Below are 15,690 nucleotides of genomic sequence, written 5' to 3'. Positions count from 1 at the left end.
CGTACGCCACCTGCATCGACTGCATGCCGAGGCAGACGCCGAAGACGGGAACGCCGGTGTCGGCGCAGTGGTGCACCATCTCGACGCAGACACCGGCCTCCTCGGGAGTGCCGGGGCCCGGCGACAGCAGGACGCCGTCGAAGCCGTCCTGGGCGTGCGCCGTCGACACCTCGTCGTTGCGCAGCACCTCGCACTCGGCGCCCAGCTGATACAGGTACTGGACCAGGTTGAAGACGAAGCTGTCGTAGTTGTCGACGACAAGAATCCGTGCAGTCACTGGTTGTCCACCGTCACATCGTTGAAGGGAAGCAGCGGTTCGGCCCACGGAAAGACGTACTGGAACAGGACATAGACCACGGCCACGGCCAGCACGAGCGAGATCAGCGCCTTCACCCATGCGTTGCCCGGCAGATGCCGCCAGATCCAGCCGTACATGCCGTCCCTTCCGTCGCGCCACGGCACCAGACTCACGCCGTACCGCACCAGACTAACGGCGCAGAGCCCGTGGTTTCCCGGTGTCCACAGGCTGTGTGGAGTCCAGGTGCGCCCAGACGATCAGCCGGTGGCTGTGCCCCCACTCCGGATCACACGTGGTCAGTGTGAGGTAGCGGCCCGGACGCGTATACCCCGACTTACGTGGCACGGGGTCGATCACCTCGATGTCCGAGGGCACGGTTCTGTGAGGACCTTTGCCGATCCGGTACGTGAACCAGGTCGTCCCGTCCGTCAGCACCACCGCGTCCCCGCGGCGCAGCCGGGGGAAGTCCTTGAAGGGATCGCCGTACGTACGCCGGTGGCCGGCCACCGCGAAGTTGCCCTTCTGCCCCAGCCGCGCGGTGTTCGCGTAGTGGCCGAGCCCCTTCTTGAGAGTGCCGGTGGCGGTGTTCTCCAGGACGGGCTTGTTCCACGTGAAACCGAGCCGCGGGATGTACATGATCGCGAAGGGCTTTCCGCCCGTGTACGACACCGGTGGCTGCGGGGACCCGACGGCACCGGACGCACCGGGCGCGGCCGTCGCCGTGGGCCGGACGGGCTCCCTCGCCCACTGCTCCCGCAACTGCTCGATCTGGTCGCCCATGACATGGTCGGCGCGCACACCGGTCCAGAACAACACGTAGGTGACGAACAGCACGATCAGGGTGCCCAGGGTGATGCAGAGCTCACTGAACGTCCTGACGATCACCCGCACCGACACAGGGCCCCCCGGCGGTCATTCCACAGGCTGCGCGTACTGCAGATCCACTGTGCCCGAGTAGCCGGGCAGCGTCACCCGTCCGTCCTCCTCGACTTTCCAGCCGAGCCCGTAGACGTTGACGTACACCATGTAGTTCTGGATCGCCGCGGACGCGGTGAGCGCCTTCCGCAGCTTCTCCGGGTCCCCGACCGCCGTGATCTTGTACGGCGGCGAGTAGACGCGGCCCTGGAGGATCAGGGTGTTGCCCACGCAGCGCACGGCGCTGGTGGAGATCAGCCGCTGGTCCATGACCTTGATCCCCTGGGCGCCGCCCTGCCACAGGGCGTTCACCACCGCCTGGAGGTCCTGCTGGTGGATGACCAGGTAGTCGGGCTGCGGCTCGGGATAGCCGGGGAGCTTCGCGGTGGCGTCCGGCGGGGCGTCGTTGAGGGTGACCGTAAGGGCCTGGCCCGTGAGTTCCTGGGTGCCCGCCTTCTCCTCCAGGGCGGCCAGCTCGGCGTCCTCGGCCTTGGTGCTGCCGTCGTCCCGCTCGGCGAGCGCCTCGATGTCCTGCCGCAGGGCTCCGTTGGACTCGTCGAGCTCACCGTTCTCGTGGCTGCGCTCCTGGATGAGGTCCGACAGCTTCAGCAACGACGTGTCCGTGCGGATGTTGGTGCCCTTGGCGGTGTTGAAACTGGTGAAGAAGATGAGTCCGGCGAGGGCGAAGACGCCCGCCGTGAGCACCCGCACCGGCCGGACAACTCGTCGGCGTACAGGACTGGATCCCGTCCCGGGGGAGTCGGCAGAATTGCTCAACGTACCCTTATCTCCTTCGGCACCGCGGAAGCACTACGCTAACGGACGCCCGGGGGAGCGCTCAGTCCCCTTGTACGCTGCCTCGGAGCCAGCCCCCGTTTCCTGCGCGGCCACGCAGCGCATCGACAGGAGAGACCCTCGTGCCGAAGTCACGTATCCGCAAGAAGGCCGACTACACGCCGCCGCCGGCGAAGCAGGCGACCGCCATCAAGCTGAACAGCCGGTCCTGGGTCGCACCGGTCATGCTGGCCATGTTCCTCATCGGCCTGGCCTGGATCGTCGTCTTCTATGTGACCGACGGTTCGCTGCCCATCGACAGCCTGGGCAACTGGAACATCGTGGTGGGCTTCGGCTTCATCGCCGCCGGATTCGGCGTCTCGACGCAGTGGAAGTGAGGGCCGCCGAGAGGTGCGCTCCACCTCTGCCCAGGGTTATCCCCTGAGTTATCCACAGCGGTTTTCCACATGGGGAAAAGAAAGACGATCTGTGGATAACCCGTCGGATGTTGACGCCGGTGTGACTGACTGACCGGCAACCGAAAGCACGTTCGCCCCCTGTCTGACCTGCGGCAATACGCATCAGCGACAGGGGGCGCACCTGTTCTCGCACACTATGCACAAGATCCGGCACACGCTGTGGACAACGGTCCGCTCAGGTGGCCACGGCGAGGGCTCAGGTGAGCTGGGCCGACCTCAGAATTGTCATGATCAGGATGATGGCTAGGACCAGCGCGCAGGTGCCGTACTGGATCAGCGCGCGGCGCCGACGCGGGGCGTTCACCATGGCGTAGCCGGTGATCACACCCGCGACGAGACCGCCGATGTGGGCCTGCCAGGAGATGTTGAACCCGGGGCTGAAGGTGAAGATCAGGTTGATCACCAGCAGCGCGACGATCGGCCGCATGTCGTAGTTCAGGCGGCGCACGAGGACGGCGGTGGCGCCGAAGAGGCCGAAGATCGCACCGGAGGCGCCGAGCGTGGCCGTGCTCGGAGAGGTGAGCAGATAGGCGAGGGCACTGCCCGCGAGCCCGGAGACGAAGTAGACCGCGAGGTAGCGGGCCCGGCCGAGGGCCGCCTCCAGGGGGCCGCCGAGCCACCACAGGCTGAGCATGTTGAAGGCGATGTGCCAGATCTCGTTGTGCGTGAACATCGACGTCACCAGGCGGTACCACTCACCGCCCGCGACACCCTCGGTGGGCGCGAAGGGCGCCGGGGGCCAGGCGCCGAGGAGGACCACGTCGGTCAGCAGTGCCGGCCGGGCCCGGACGGCGACGAACACCGCGACATTGATCCCGATGAGGATCTTGGTGAGCAGGCGGGGGTCGGCGGTGATGGTGCCGCCGGCGATGGTGCGGGGCCGGGCGGCGGCCGGAGCGGGTCCGGTGCCGTTGGCGCCGCGGACGCAGTCGGGGCACTGGAAGCCGACGGAGGCGCTGACCATGCACTCCGGGCAGATCGGGCGCTCGCAGCGGGTGCAGCGGACGCCGGTCTCCCGGTCCGGGTGCCGGTAGCAGCCGGGCAGGCTCTGGGCATCCTGCGAACTGCCTGCCGCCTGGTCCATGACATCCCCTAAGTCGTCGTACCCACATGCACCGCCCCGCCCATCCTTACGGACGAGCGGGGCGATTGGTTCCCTTCGCGCAGGCCGAGGAGGTCCCGGACCGGCCTGCGACGCGAGTGACCCGGGGCTCAGCCCTCGCGGGTCTCGACGACCACCGACTCGATGACGACGTCGTTGACCGGGCGGTCGTTGGGACGCGTCACCGGGACGGCGGCGATGGCGTCCACGACCTTCTGGCTGGCCGGGTCGGTGACCTCGCCGAAGATGGTGTGCTTGCGGGTCAGCCAGGCCGTCGGGGAGACGGTGACGAAGAACTGCGAGCCGTTGGTGCCCGGGCCGGCGTTGGCCATGGCCAGCAGGTAGGGCTTGTTGAAGCTGAGGTCGGGGTGGAACTCGTCCTCGAACTCGTAGCCCGGGCCGCCGATACCGGTGCCCAGCGGGTCGCCGCCCTGGATCATGAACCCGCTGATGACGCGGTGGAAGATCGTGCCGTCGTAGAGCCTCTTGGTGGACTTCTCACCGGTGGCCGGGTGGGTCCACTCGCGCTCGCCCTGGGCGAGTTCGACGAAGTTCCGGACCGTCTTGGGGGCGTGGTTCGGCAGGAGCCGGACTTCGATGTCGCCGTGGTTCGTCTTGAGGGTGGCGTAAAGCTGCTCGGCCACGATCCGCCTTCCGTCGTCTTCCTGTGCCCTTCCGATCCTTGCACGCTTCGTGTCACGCGTCGCCCGGCACCCGCCCGGGCGCCCGGGTTCGACGGTTTCGCTCGGAGAAATCCGGTCGAGTGGCCCCGGGTCGGGGGCGCGGCGCGACGATCCGTGGCATTGTCGACGACAAGCTCCTGTTGCCCTGAATTCATCTGCTCTTACCCATGATCAACGCGTGAGAAGTTCTTGATCAGAGATGGTCCGGAGCCAGTGGTCGTGACCCGGATGCTCGATCTCACATGCCCAGGCTCTCCCGGACAGGCATGATCCGTAAAAGGGTGGAAAGTCGAAATACCGTACGCCACCGAGGAGGAGGAACCCGTGACCCGCATCGACAGCGTGCGCGCCGCGACCGGCTCGGCCAAGGACAGCGTGCTGCACGCCGCGGAAGTGGTGGCGCCCTACGCCGACACCGCCAAGGACAGGGCCACGCACTACGCACACGAGGCACGCGTACGGCTCGCACCGAAGGTGTCGCAGGCCACCGAACAGGCCCGTGTCCAGTACGGCGTTCATGTGGCGCCGCGTCTGGACCAGGCTCGATCGCAGGCTCTCGCACATGTCCCGCCGAAGGTCGACCAGGCAGCCCACGAGGCCGCCGAACGTACCCGCAAGGCGGCCAGGCAGGCCGCCGACTATTCCCGGCCGAGGATCGAGCAGGCGGTGGCCGCGGCCGGGCCCGTCCGAGGCGAGGCCGCTGCCCGCAGCGCCGCCGCGCTGGCCGCCCTGCGCGGTCAGATCTCGCCCAAGGAGATCCAGAAGCTGGTCCGCAAGCAGCAGCGACGCGCGCGGGCCGGCCGGCTCGCCAAGGCGCTGGCGGTCGCCGGCGCCGTCGCGGGCGGTGCCTACGCCGCCTGGAAGTGGTGGGACAAGCAGGCCAACCCGGACTGGTTGGTCGAGCCTCCCGCCGCGACGGAGGTTCCCGAATCGACCCGGCTGACCTCGGTGGACGGCAGCGACCCGGCCGTGCTCGACCCCGAGGTCCAGGCCAAGCAGGCCGAGGAGGAGGCAGCACATCGCGACGAGGGCCGCTGACGGTTCGCCGCGAACCAGCATCACGACGGGGCAGGAGACGAGGACGTCTCCTGCCCCGTCGTCGTGCCGTCGTCCGGCATGAGCTCTCGTGCGGGACGCAGGCGTGGCTTCCTGCGCCGGCGCGGTGTTTCACGTGAAACAGGAAGGGAGCCGGCGGGGCCCGAGCCGGTGCGGCCGGTCAGGCACGCGGCCGCGAACAGGTCGCACAGGGGCTGCGGGCAGTCGCGGGCGGGTCGTCGGCGAGTCGCGATCACCACAGACCGGCGGAATCGGCGGAATCCCGCTAGAGGCGGACGACGATCTTTCCCGTGGCGTCCCCCCGCTCGATGCGTTCGAGGCCGTCGGGGACGAGCCGGTCCAGGGCGATGACCTCGTCGAGCGCGGTCGTGGCGATCTCCGGGTGTGCGGTGAGCAGGGCCAGGGCCTCGGGGAGGTCCTGATCGCAGACGTGGACCTTGGAGGTGTCGAGCGTGATCTCCTCCAGGACCAGCCGGGTCAGGTCGAGCGGTGAGGGGTCGCGGTGGAGGCCGACCAGGCGGACATGCCCGCCCCGGCAGACCGCGTTCATCGCGGTCGCGAGACCGGCGGTCGCTCCCGAGGCCTCGATCACCACGTCCGCGCCGACCCCGGCCGTCGCCGCTCTGATCGCGGTGGCCGCGTCCTCACGCGAGGCGTCGATCAGCAGCCCCGCGCCGGCGCGGCGCCCTGTCTCCAGCCGGGCCGCCGAGACGTCGACGCCGATGGTCGCGACCCCCCGGGCCGTGCAGGCGGCCACCGCGAGTGATCCGATGCCGCCCAGGCCGATCACCACGACGGTCCGGTCCGGCTCGGGAGTGATGCCGCGCACCGACCGCAGCGCCACGGCGAGCGGCTGCGCCATGATCGCGACGTCAGGGGCGAGCCCGCCCGCCGAACGGCTGATCCCGGCCGGGACGTTGACCCGCTCGGCGAGTCCGCCGTCCACATGCAGCCCGAGCGTGTAGTACCGCCCGCAGACGTTGGTCCGCCCCTGCGCACACCAGCGGCAGTTCCCGCACGAGACCCCGGAGCCCGGAACGACCAGGTCACCCGCTGTGAAGGCGTCGACGCCGGGGCCGGTCGCGACGACCTCGCCGACCATCTCGTGGCCGATGACCAGCGGGCCCTGGTGACCGCTCGCGAAGTGCGGCCCGGCGAACGGGATGAGGTGCGGTCCGGAGGCGTACTCCTCGACGTCGGTGCCGCAGATGCCCGCGCGCACCACGGCGAGCTGGATCTCCCCGGGCCCGGGAGCCGGGGGGGCGGGCCACTCCTGGACCCGGACGTCGCGCCTGCCGTGGAATACAGCGGCTCTCATGACAGTGATCTCCTTGGGACGTGCGCCGGAAGCGCTTCGGTACGCGGGGCGGTGCGGGGTCGGCCGGGCGGCGAGCTCACGCGGAGGGAACCGGCGCCTCGTGCAGCAGCGGGATCACTTGGCGGCGTTCGTGGTCGTGCTCCCGGGAGCGGGAGCGGAAGCGGAAGCGGAAGGGGGGACGAAGGTGACGGCGTCGGCCGGAAGGTGGCGCTCAAGGCGCACCAGCAGGAGCGAACCGAGCGCCGCCGTGGTTGCCACGAGCAGCCACGGCAGGCGGCCGTCGACGGTAAGCAGCGAGGTGAAGACCGCCGGGCCCAGGGCGTACGCCAGTGACCAGGACAACTGGTAGGTGGCGAGGTAGCGGCCACGCAGCCGCTGGGGCGCGGCGAACTGCGACAGCGCTCCGGCGGAGGGGGTGTACATCATCTCGCCCACCGTCATGACGAAAACCGCACCCAGTAGTCCGGCGAGCAAGAGCGGAACGCCGTGCGGCCGGACGGTGCCGAGCGCCGCCTGGGCGAGGAAGGAGAGGGAGAAGAGCGCGGCACCGACGGCGGCGGCCCGGGGGCGGGTGGCGAAGCAGCGCCGGGTGAGGGCGGCGACGGGAACGCCCAGGACCGCGCACAGCACGGTGTTGAGGAGGAAGGCGCTGCCGACGAGCCCTTCGGGCACGTCCAGCCAGCCCGTCGCGTACAGCGGGAGCAGCGTGGTGAGCGCCGAGAAGCCGAGGACGACGAGCAGGTTGGCGCAGACGAGGCGGAGGAAGGGCCGGTCCTTGGCGACGACTCGGTAGCCACCGCCGCGTACGCGCGGGCCCGCCGGGGAGCGGGGCGGCGCGGCCGGGGTGCGCGTGGCGAGGAAGCCCGCGGCGAGAAAGCTCGCTCCGTTGAGCCACGCGGTGACCGTGTAGCCGAAATCGCCCGCGGTGGCGATGACGACCGAGGCCATCAGAGTCCCCGCGCCGAGACCGGCGTTGCCCAGGCTGCGGCTGAGCGCTTGCAAGCGGTCCCGGTCGGTGCCTTCGGCCAGTTCGGCGATCCGCGCTTCCTGGGCGGGGGGAAAGGCGCGGGTCCCCACCGAGGTGAGCAGCGCGACGACGGCGAAGACCGGCAGTGCGTCGGCGAGCGGGAAGCAGGCGAAGCTCAGCCCCCGCACGACGTACAGCAAGATCTGCATGGTGCGGGCGCCGAAGCGGTCCACCGCGATGCCCACCAAGGGGACGGCGGCGATGCCGACGAGTCCGGTGACGGTGAGCACCAGCCCGATCACCGACAGCGGCAGCCCGGTCACATGACGGAAGAACACCAGGCTGAAGGGGATGTACATCCCGGAGCCGACCGCGTCCACGGCGATTCCGGAGACCAGGGCGCGCTCGCCCGGGAAGCGAGAGCGGAGAAAGGGCATACGTCCCCCCGTTTCGAGCCGGTGCGCCGCCGGCTCCCAGTAGGCGCGAGTCAGGCAGAGGGGAAGGCCGCGGCCGCCGCCAGGAAGGCGTCGTTGTCGGCAGGCAGGCCCAGGGTCACCCGGACACCGGCGCCCGCCACGGCCCGTACGGAGACACCAGCCGTCGCGCAGTGCGCGCCGAAGGCGGTGGCGCGCTCGCCGAGCGGCAGCCACAGGAAATTGGCCTCGCTCGCAGGTACCCGCCACCCCCGTGCGTCGAGCGCGGCGGCGAGGCGCGTGCGTTCCGCCGTGATGATGTCCGTCCTCCTCGCCACCTCCTCCCCCGAGCGCAGCGCCGCGACCGCGGCCGCCTGCGCGACGCTGCCCGCGCTGTACGGCAGGTACGCCCTGCGCAGGTCGCCGATCACCTGGGGATGGCCGGCCGCGTAGCCGATGCGCAGCCCGGCCAGTCCGTACGCCTTCGAGAAGGTGCGCAGGACGACGAGGTGCGGGCGGCCGGGGAGGAGGGAGAGCCCGTCGGGGACCTCCTCGGCGCGCACGTACTCGTGGTACGCCTCATCCAGGACGACGAGGCAGCCGGGAGGCACGCGTCCCAGGAACTCCTCCAGCTCCGCGCGGCCGACGACCGTTCCGGTCGGGTTGTTCGGGTTGCAGACGAAGACCAGCCGAGTGCGGTCGGTGAGGTGCTCCGCCATCGTCGCGAGGTCATGGACGCTCTCGCGCAGCGGCACCGCGACGGGGACCGCCCCGGCGAGCCGGGTGAGGAGCGGGTACGCCTCGAACGAGGGCCAGGCGTAGAGGACTTCGTCACCCGGTTCGGCGACGGCGGTGATCAGCTGCTGGGCGACGCCCACCGAGCCGCAGCCCAGTGCGATGCCTTCCGGTTCCAGCCCGAACCGCTCCGCGAGCTCCGCGGTGAGGGCCTGGCCGCTGTTGTCGGGGTAGCGGTTGATGCCCTCGATCTGCTCCTGGATCGCCCGTGCCACCTTCGGCAGCGGGCCGAACGGCGTCTCGTTGGCGGCGAGGGCGTAGGAACGGCCCTCCGGGGAGAGCGCGGGCCTCTCGGGCCGGTAGCTCACGAGCCCGCGCAGGGCGGCGCGGAACCGGGGCAGTTCTTCCGGTGTGGTCATGGGAAAGGTCCCTTCCGGGTCGGTCATGCTGCGCGCAGCGCGTCGCGCAGCGCGGTGCCGGGGTCGGTGGCGGCCGGGAGGTCGACCACACAGCCGGCAGTGAGGGCGCGGCGTGCCTGCACCAGGTCGCGGGGGCGGTTCACGGTGAGGATCGCGAGGAGGCGATCCCCGCCCAGCCACAGGACCGCCCACTGCGGGTCCTCCGGCGAGCCGCGCAGCACCACCTGGTCGGCGCCCTGGTGGTCGCCCGCGTACTGCACCATCCGGCCGAACTGCTCCGACCAGAAGTACGGGACCGGGTCATGGCACACGTCCTCGCCGAGCAGCGCGGCGGCGGCCAGTTCGCTCGCCCGCAGCGCGGTGTCCCAGTGCTCGACCACCATGTGCCGCCCGTATCGCGGTGACCACCAGGCGGCGCAGTCGCCGAGTGCCACCACCTCGGGCCGCGCGGTACGCAGGGACTCGTCGACGACCACGCCGCGCGCGATCTCCAGACCGGAGTCCCTGAGCCAGCCGACCGCGGGGCGGGCGCCGACACCCGCCACCACGACGTCCGCCGCGAGGAACTCCCCGTCAGCCAGGCGCAGTCCGCCGGGGTCCACGGAGGTGACGGCCGTTCCACAGCGCAGGACGACCCCGGCCTCCGCGTACCAAGGGGCCGTCCACGCGCCGATCCGGGCGCCGACCGCGGCGGCGATCGGAGCCCGGTCCGCCTCCAGGACCGTGACCTGGCATCCCTTCGCGGCCGCGATCGTGGCGACCTCGGCACCGATCCAGCCGGCGCCGACGAGCGCGAGGTGCGTGCCCGGCCGCAGCAGCGGGCGCAGCGCCCGCACGTCGTCCACGGTGCGGACCACGTGCTGCCGCCCCTCGCCGGGCAGCCGGACAGGCTCCGAGCCGGTCGCGAGGACCAGCCCCCCGAAGGCGAGTGCGCCCGCCGTCGTCTTCAGCACGCCGCCCGGCAGGCGGTCGTGCAGGTCGAGGGCCTCGGCGCGTTCACCGAGGCACAGGTCGACTCCCAGGTTCGCCCAGTCGGTGGGGAAGGAGGTGTCCCCGTCATCGCCGGCCAGCACCGACTTGGTGAGCGGCGGGCGGTCGTACGGCGGGTGGGGTTCCGCACCGACGAGGGTGAGCGGGTTCCGGTAGCCGCGGGCGCGGAGTGCCGCGGCGACGTGCGAGCCGGCGAGTCCGCCGCCGACGACGACGATCTTGTCCAGGGTCAAGGTGCCAGGTCTCCGTGGGAGTCGGGGGAAGGGGGAGGGGTGTTGCAGACCCCGGGGCCGTCCCGTGCGGGGCCCCGAGGTGCTGCTGCTCAGTCGGGGCCGAGGGCGGCGCGTACGGCCGCGGCGAACTGTCCGTTCCGCTCCCCGCCGGCCCAGCCGGCCCAGCCGGTCCAGCCGGCCCAGCCGGTCGCGGTTCGCCGTGACCGTGCCGCCCGGCGCGGCTCAGCCGGTCACCAGCGGGCGCGGGGTCAGCCGGAAGGCGGCGAGGGCGGACAGGCTCAGGGCGACGATGACCAGGACCATCGGGACCGAAGTACCGGAACCCCCGAGGCCGGCCATCGGGGCGGCGAGTCCGCCGAGGGCGAACTGGGCCAGTCCCATGAGGGCCGCGGCGGTGCCCGCCATCCGCGGCGGGCGGCCCGACAGCGCGAGGGCCATCGAGTTCGGCAGGATGAGCCCGATCGGCGCGACCACCAGGAACAGGCCGGGCAGCAGCGTCCAGAGCCCGGCCGCCAGCGAACTCACCACGGTCAGACTGCCCACGGCAGCGATGGCCAGCCCGATGCCGAGCAGCCGGCGGGAGCCGTGCCGGTCCAGCAGCCGGGCGCCGACGCGGCCGGCTATGACGATGCCCACGCCGTTCGCCGCGAAGATGCAGGCGAACGCCAGCTGGGAAAGGCCGTAGACCTCCTGGATCACGAACGGCGAACCGGAGATGTAGGTGAACATCGCGGCGAAGGCCAGCCCGCCGGTGAGCATGTAGCCCGCGAAGGACCGGTCGGCGGCCAGCTTGCCGAACGTCACCAGGACGGCCTTCGGCCCGCCGCCGCGGCGGTCCTCGGGGGCCAGCGTCTCCGGCATGGCGCGGTACACGACCACGACCAGTACCGCGCCGAGCGCGGTGATGACGGCGAACAGCCCCCGCCAGGGCATGACCTGGAGCAGCGCCCCGCCGGCCAAGGGCGCCACGATCGGCGCGAGCGCGCTGACCTGGACGAGGCTGGCGAAGAAGCGGGCAGCCGCGGCCCCTTCGTACCGGTCCCGGACCACGGCGCGGGTGATCACGATCACGGTGCCGCCCGCGGCGCCCTGGAACAGCCGGAACGCGATCAGGAACCAGACGTTCGGCGCGATGAGGCACAGCAGCGACGCCGTGGTGTAGCCGATGATGCCGCCGAGCAGCAGACGGCGCCGTCCCAGCAGATCGCTGGCCGGGCCCGCCACCGCCTGGCCGAGCGCGAGCCCGACCAGGCAGGCGGTGAGGGTGAGCTGGATCAGTGAGGCGCCGCCGCCGAGGTCCCTGCCGAGCTCGGGCAGCGCTGGGAGGTACATGTCGATCGACAGCGGGCCGAGCGCGGACAGCGCGGACAGGGTCGCCACAAGAGTGAACGGAGCTGTCTCGCCACGGACTTGAGCGGACTTCGGCACGCTGTTTCCTTCCGGGGGACGGGGTCGGACGGTCCGGCCGAGGCCGACGGCGAGGGCGACCCCGGACCGTCCGGTCAACTCAGTGGCGCTCAGGTTCCGATGAGGGTGACCGGGTCACCGAACCTCATCAGGTCGCGGTACAGCTCCGCCCGGGAGTGCCGCATGGTGCGCAGCACGCCGATCGCGCTCTCGGCCGAGGCCTCGCCCTGGACGATCGAGCGGTCGTCGCCGACCAGAGCGGCCGTCACGCTGATGTGCCGCTCGATGTCCTGCAGATCGGCCTCCAGCAGCGCGTCGCGGACGATCGCCAGCTCGGGGTCGGTCGACACCAGTTCCGCGAAGGGCTGCGCGGAGACCTTGACGAGGTTCCGCATGGCCTTCCGGAACGCCTTGTGCTCGGGCTGCGTCCGGCCGGTGAGTGCCACCGGCACGGCCGGCGGCTGCATGGTCGGCCGGACCTTCGCGTCATAGCACGGAGCCGACATGTCCCCGGAGTGGATCATGGCCGCGGTGAAGCCGCGGACATAGGCGATGGACTCCTGGAGGGCGTCGAGTGCCGCGTCGCGGTCCCCGTCCGCCAGCCCGGCGGCCGCCCGGGAGACGGCGTCGGCCGCCGCGAGGTTGAGCACGAAGTAGAAGTGGTGGGTGATGACCCACCGCGTCAGCTCGTCGTTGCCCGGAACGTAGGGGGTCAGCCCCTCCACGGGGGCCCCGTCCGGCCGCGCCGCGGCGCCGTCGCCCGGAACCAGGCCCTCCAGGATCTTGGCCATGGCGTGGACCTCGTAGGCCTGATCGTTCAGATCCAGCCGCGCGTTGCGCAGATCGCGCAGCGTCCGCGCGATGATCGTCGTCACCTCCGAGACGAGGCGGGCATCGTCGACCGGCGCCGTGCGGACCCCGAAGTACTCGTGGTTGGGAACGATCGGCTTCAGCGCCGCGGCATCCATCGGGACGACCATGGCCTCGACGGCGAGCCGGTCGGTCTCCTCCACGGCCGCGTCCATCGCCTTGCGGACCGCGTCGCCGGCTCCCGCCGGGTTCAGCAGCTCGCCGTGCAGACGCATCAGCGCGTCGGTCGCCGCGGTGAGAGCGGCGGCGACCGGTGCGGCAGGGCGGGTGCGGCCGCGCACCGTGTTGTTCTCGGGAAGGACCACGATCGGGATGTCGGAACAGGCAGCAGACATGTCAATCACCTCACTGTCTTCGGGATGACCTGGGAGCGGCCGGTCAGGGCACCGCTGGTTTCACGATCCGGCGAAGCCACGCGCCTCCTTGAGGAACTGCCCGAGGTACCCGTCGTGCGGCAGATACGGATCCCGCCACCAGCCCGGGACCCTGCCGTGCAGGACCGTGCGGATGCCGGGGGTGTCCAGGGCCTCATCGACGAGCGCGGCGTTGTCGGTGAGCAGGGTCAGGGCCAGGGAGTCGTCCAGCGGGCCGATGCCTTCCGACGGCTGCCAGGGCGCCACCCATACGCAGGGGAACGGCAGTTCCGTGCCCAGCCCCGGGTGGTCGGACCGGTCCACGCACATCACCGCGGGCCGCAGCGCCGCGGCATCCTCCTCGACGACGGTCACCGGACCGCCGTCCGCCTCGTAGTACGGCTCCGTCAGATCGACGGCGCCCCGCGCGGCCCGGTCGAGAGCCGCCCGCAGGCCTTCGGCCTCCTTACGCGGGCGGACGGGGAGGACGGCCCTGTCATCGGTGACCGGCAGGACCGGCAACGAGGCCAGTCGCCCGGCCAGCGCTTCGGCCAGGGCGCGGTGGTCGCCCGAGGTGAAGACGGCGGTGGTGTTGGTGCACCGCACTCCACCGTCCGCGGAGATCTCGGCGACGAGATGGTCCAGTACCGCCTCGCCGGCCGGGCCGTCCACGAGGATCTTGCTCCGGCCGGGACCGCGGACCAGCACCCGGTCGTTGCCGCGCAGCCGGGCCACCGTGGCCTCGCTGCCGTAGACCAGGGCCAGATCGGCCGCGTCCACGAGAGCGTCGGCGGCGGCGTGGGACCCGGGCAGCAGACTGATCCAGCCGGGATCGAGCCCGGCCTCCAGCAGCGCCCGCACCAGGCGCAGCGGGGTGACGGGGTCACGGGTGCCCGGACGCACCACGACCCGGTACCCCAGCGCCACGGCCTGGAGCCAGGCTCCGTGGGTGGCCGGGTGGTTGCTGGGGGCCACGACGCCGAAGACCGAACCGCGGCGCACCCAGCGGGCGGTGCGGCCGGCGCCGACGGGGCACTGTTTCGCGACGACGTCGCCGAGCAGCCGGCAGTCGTCCCGCATCCGGCCGAGAGTCTGGCGGGCCACCCGGATCGGCACGCCGGAGACGAGTGCCTGGACGCGGCAGTACTCCTGCGGGGTCTGTCCGCCCAGGGTCGCCTCGGCGAACCGGCGGCCCGCGTCGGCGAGCACCGCGAGGCGCTCGTCCGGTGCCAGCTGCGGTGCTTCGCGCATGCGCTTGACCGCGAGCCTGGTCACCAGGGCGGGAGCTTCATGGACGGTGGCGAGGGGAACGCCGTTCACGCCGTGCAGGACACGCGTGTCGCGGGAGCTCCGCTCCTCCCCGTCACGGATCACGGGTATGGACAACACGTCAGACCAACTCCTTCGGTGCCGTCCGGGAAAAGGGGCGGGAATCATCCGGGAGCCGGGTCGGGACCCGAAACCGGGTGCGCTCCTGGTCCGTGACGTCACGACCCCTCGCGCGGCGGATTCCGGCCGTCCGGATAGCCCGCGGAGAGCAGCATTCCGGATAGACGCCGACTTCGCGGCGTTCGTAAAGGGCGTTGAGTATTTCCTTGAACACCTGAGTGCGCCCGGAAATCAACGCCTCGGCGCCGCGCGCGCGGCCGGCACCGGCAGCGGCTCCGGGCTCCTCCGCAGGCCCGGTTCCCGCTGGACCATTTGTGGCCTGATGACGACTGGCTCGCCCTTGCCGATGTCCTGAAATGGAACCTCGACCAGACCCAGTGCCGCCTCCATTCCTTGACGGTCGGCGGCGGCGGCCGTTTTTTGAATTCCTGACTTCTTCCAGACAAAAGGCTGTCAGATTTCCAGCCATGCGACCCCCTTGCGTGAGTGTTCCGCCGAGGGGGTCAGACCGGCCATCCGTCGAACACCACAGCGCGCGCCGGAGCGGCTTCCACACCGGAGATCTTGACCGGGAGCGCCATCAGATGGGCGACCCGGCTGGTGATCTGATCAAGGTTCTGGATGTTTTCCAGGATCGGGATGTCGGCGGCCAGCAGCCGCCGGTGCACCTGCCCACTGCGGTCGTCCGGCCGCTCGGTGATGCAGTCCATGCCGACGAGGGCGACGCCGTTCTCGACCATCCAGTCCGCCGAGGACAGGGTGAGATAGGGCGGTTTGTCCCAGTAATCCTCCCGACCCAGGTACCGGTTCGGGTGGTCGGTACGGATCAGCAGGCGGTCGCCGGCCTGCCATACGTCGCGGACCGCCTTCTCCAGTTCGTCGCCGGTGACGGGGTCGAGGTCGCGGTGGTCGGAGAGATCCGCGATGACCACCCGGCCGACGAAAGTCTCCAGCGGGACCTCGTCGATTTTCGCGCCATTCTCATAGAAGTGGAATCCGGATTCCACATGTGTCCCGTTGTGCGGGAATATCTGCAGGTCAGAGAAGGTCCGACCCCCGCCGGCCGGGTCGGTCTCCGGGGACATCGCCTTGCGTATACCAAACTTGGGATACCAGGAGGCGTTATAGGACGGCATCCCCTCGTACCAACCCTGGCTGATATCGACCATTTTCATGTTTTACCCCTGCTGTTCATGTTGCTCGTTTTCCGGCCAACGGCCTCCGCCCCACCCGAGGACGGCACGGCGATAACAACACAAGAAGAATGCACTTGGCAATTCCCCCACTTC

The 15,690-nt window shown here is 70.8% G+C and carries 16 protein-coding genes; 2 read left to right on the top strand and 14 right to left on the bottom strand.

What is annotated here, in order from left to right; all coding sequences use genetic code 11:
* The 4 genes from ACWD0J_RS11505 to ACWD0J_RS11490 form a co-directional block, all read right to left on the bottom strand.
* Positions 1 to 277, bottom strand: a 277-nt coding sequence (locus ACWD0J_RS11505; RefSeq protein WP_451495553.1) for a glutamine amidotransferase-related protein, incomplete at its 3' end; no start/stop codon positions are given.
* The gene (locus ACWD0J_RS11500) at positions 274 to 471 is read right to left on the bottom strand and encodes a hypothetical protein (RefSeq protein ID WP_451495556.1); all 198 of its coding nucleotides are present in this window, start codon (positions 469 to 471) and stop codon (positions 274 to 276) included. The genes ACWD0J_RS11505 and ACWD0J_RS11500, both read right to left, overlap by 4 nt.
* Before the next feature lie 16 nt (positions 472 to 487).
* The gene (locus tag ACWD0J_RS11495) at positions 488 to 1,189 is read right to left on the bottom strand and encodes a class E sortase (protein ID WP_451495552.1); all 702 of its coding nucleotides are present in this window, start codon (positions 1,187 to 1,189) and stop codon (positions 488 to 490) included.
* Between the two features lie 21 nt (positions 1,190 to 1,210).
* Positions 1,211 to 1,990 carry a DUF881 domain-containing protein gene (locus ACWD0J_RS11490; RefSeq protein WP_451495551.1) on the bottom strand — a complete coding sequence of 260 codons (780 nt, stop codon included), beginning with the start codon at positions 1,988 to 1,990 and terminating at the stop codon, positions 1,211 to 1,213.
* A 140-nt stretch (positions 1,991 to 2,130) separates the two neighbouring features.
* On the opposite strand from ACWD0J_RS11490, the gene crgA reads away from it, so the two are divergent.
* Positions 2,131 to 2,385: a cell division protein CrgA gene (gene crgA / locus ACWD0J_RS11485; RefSeq protein ID WP_451495550.1), complete on the top strand. Its 255-nt coding sequence runs from the start codon at positions 2,131 to 2,133 to the stop codon at positions 2,383 to 2,385.
* Between the two features lie 277 nt (positions 2,386 to 2,662).
* On the opposite strand, the gene ACWD0J_RS11480 is transcribed toward crgA, so the two are convergent.
* Both ACWD0J_RS11480 and ACWD0J_RS11475 read right to left on the bottom strand, forming a co-directional pair.
* A complete protein-coding gene (locus tag ACWD0J_RS11480) occupies positions 2,663 to 3,550 on the bottom strand; it encodes a rhomboid family intramembrane serine protease (protein ID WP_451495549.1) in 888 nt (295 codons plus the stop codon).
* A 128-nt stretch (positions 3,551 to 3,678) separates the two neighbouring features.
* The gene (locus tag ACWD0J_RS11475) at positions 3,679 to 4,212 is read right to left on the bottom strand and encodes a peptidylprolyl isomerase (RefSeq protein ID WP_451495548.1); all 534 of its coding nucleotides are present in this window, start codon (positions 4,210 to 4,212) and stop codon (positions 3,679 to 3,681) included.
* Between the two features lie 363 nt (positions 4,213 to 4,575).
* Here ACWD0J_RS11475 and ACWD0J_RS11470 point away from each other — a divergent pair, with 363 nt between their 5' ends.
* Complete coding sequence (locus ACWD0J_RS11470) at positions 4,576 to 5,289, top strand: DUF5324 family protein (RefSeq protein ID WP_451495547.1); 714 nt, start codon at positions 4,576 to 4,578, stop codon at positions 5,287 to 5,289.
* Positions 5,290 to 5,572: 283 nt separating this feature from the next.
* On the opposite strand, the gene ACWD0J_RS11465 is transcribed toward ACWD0J_RS11470, so the two are convergent.
* The 8 genes from ACWD0J_RS11465 to ACWD0J_RS11430 form a co-directional block, all read right to left on the bottom strand.
* Positions 5,573 to 6,625, bottom strand: coding sequence for a zinc-dependent alcohol dehydrogenase (locus ACWD0J_RS11465; protein ID WP_451495546.1), 1,053 nt, complete (start codon positions 6,623 to 6,625; stop codon positions 5,573 to 5,575).
* A gap of 114 nt (positions 6,626 to 6,739) precedes the next feature.
* Positions 6,740 to 8,029 carry an MFS transporter gene (locus ACWD0J_RS11460; protein WP_451495545.1) on the bottom strand — a complete coding sequence of 430 codons (1,290 nt, stop codon included), beginning with the start codon at positions 8,027 to 8,029 and terminating at the stop codon, positions 6,740 to 6,742.
* Positions 8,030 to 8,079: 50 nt separating this feature from the next.
* Complete coding sequence (gene hisC / locus ACWD0J_RS11455; protein ID WP_451495544.1) at positions 8,080 to 9,159, bottom strand: histidinol-phosphate transaminase; 1,080 nt, start codon at positions 9,157 to 9,159, stop codon at positions 8,080 to 8,082.
* Between the two features lie 23 nt (positions 9,160 to 9,182).
* Positions 9,183 to 10,382 (bottom strand): NAD(P)/FAD-dependent oxidoreductase, encoded by a 1,200-nt coding sequence (locus tag ACWD0J_RS11450; RefSeq protein WP_451495543.1) that lies wholly within the window; start codon positions 10,380 to 10,382, stop codon positions 9,183 to 9,185.
* Positions 10,383 to 10,604: 222 nt separating this feature from the next.
* The gene (locus tag ACWD0J_RS11445; RefSeq protein ID WP_451495542.1) at positions 10,605 to 11,810 is read right to left on the bottom strand and encodes a multidrug effflux MFS transporter; all 1,206 of its coding nucleotides are present in this window, start codon (positions 11,808 to 11,810) and stop codon (positions 10,605 to 10,607) included.
* Between the two features lie 89 nt (positions 11,811 to 11,899).
* Positions 11,900 to 12,994, bottom strand: coding sequence for a hypothetical protein (locus ACWD0J_RS11440; protein ID WP_451495541.1), 1,095 nt, complete (start codon positions 12,992 to 12,994; stop codon positions 11,900 to 11,902).
* A 60-nt stretch (positions 12,995 to 13,054) separates the two neighbouring features.
* Positions 13,055 to 14,401 carry an aldehyde dehydrogenase family protein gene (locus ACWD0J_RS11435; RefSeq protein ID WP_451495540.1) on the bottom strand — a complete coding sequence of 449 codons (1,347 nt, stop codon included), beginning with the start codon at positions 14,399 to 14,401 and terminating at the stop codon, positions 13,055 to 13,057.
* Positions 14,402 to 14,904: 503 nt separating this feature from the next.
* A complete protein-coding gene (locus tag ACWD0J_RS11430) occupies positions 14,905 to 15,576 on the bottom strand; it encodes a cyclase family protein (RefSeq protein ID WP_451495539.1) in 672 nt (223 codons plus the stop codon).
* Positions 15,577 to 15,690: the final 114 nt, after the last annotated feature.

It is taken from the genome of Streptomyces sp. NPDC003011, assembly GCF_053591515.1.
This window is presented reverse-complemented; position numbering and strand designations above follow the sequence as displayed.

Coding starts and splice junctions, on each gene's coding strand:
- ACWD0J_RS11480 (WP_451495549.1), bottom strand. CDS start 3,550: ATGGACCAGGCGGCAGGCAGTTCGCAGGATGCCCAGAGCCTGCCCGGC.
- ACWD0J_RS11465 (WP_451495546.1), bottom strand. CDS start 6,625: ATGAGAGCCGCTGTATTCCACGGCAGGCGCGACGTCCGGGTCCAGGAG.
- ACWD0J_RS11460 (WP_451495545.1), bottom strand. CDS start 8,029: ATGCCCTTTCTCCGCTCTCGCTTCCCGGGCGAGCGCGCCCTGGTCTCC.
- hisC (WP_451495544.1), bottom strand. CDS start 9,159: ATGACCACACCGGAAGAACTGCCCCGGTTCCGCGCCGCCCTGCGCGGG.
- ACWD0J_RS11440 (WP_451495541.1), bottom strand. CDS start 12,994: ATGTCTGCTGCCTGTTCCGACATCCCGATCGTGGTCCTTCCCGAGAAC.
- ACWD0J_RS11430 (WP_451495539.1), bottom strand. CDS start 15,576: ATGAAAATGGTCGATATCAGCCAGGGTTGGTACGAGGGGATGCCGTCC.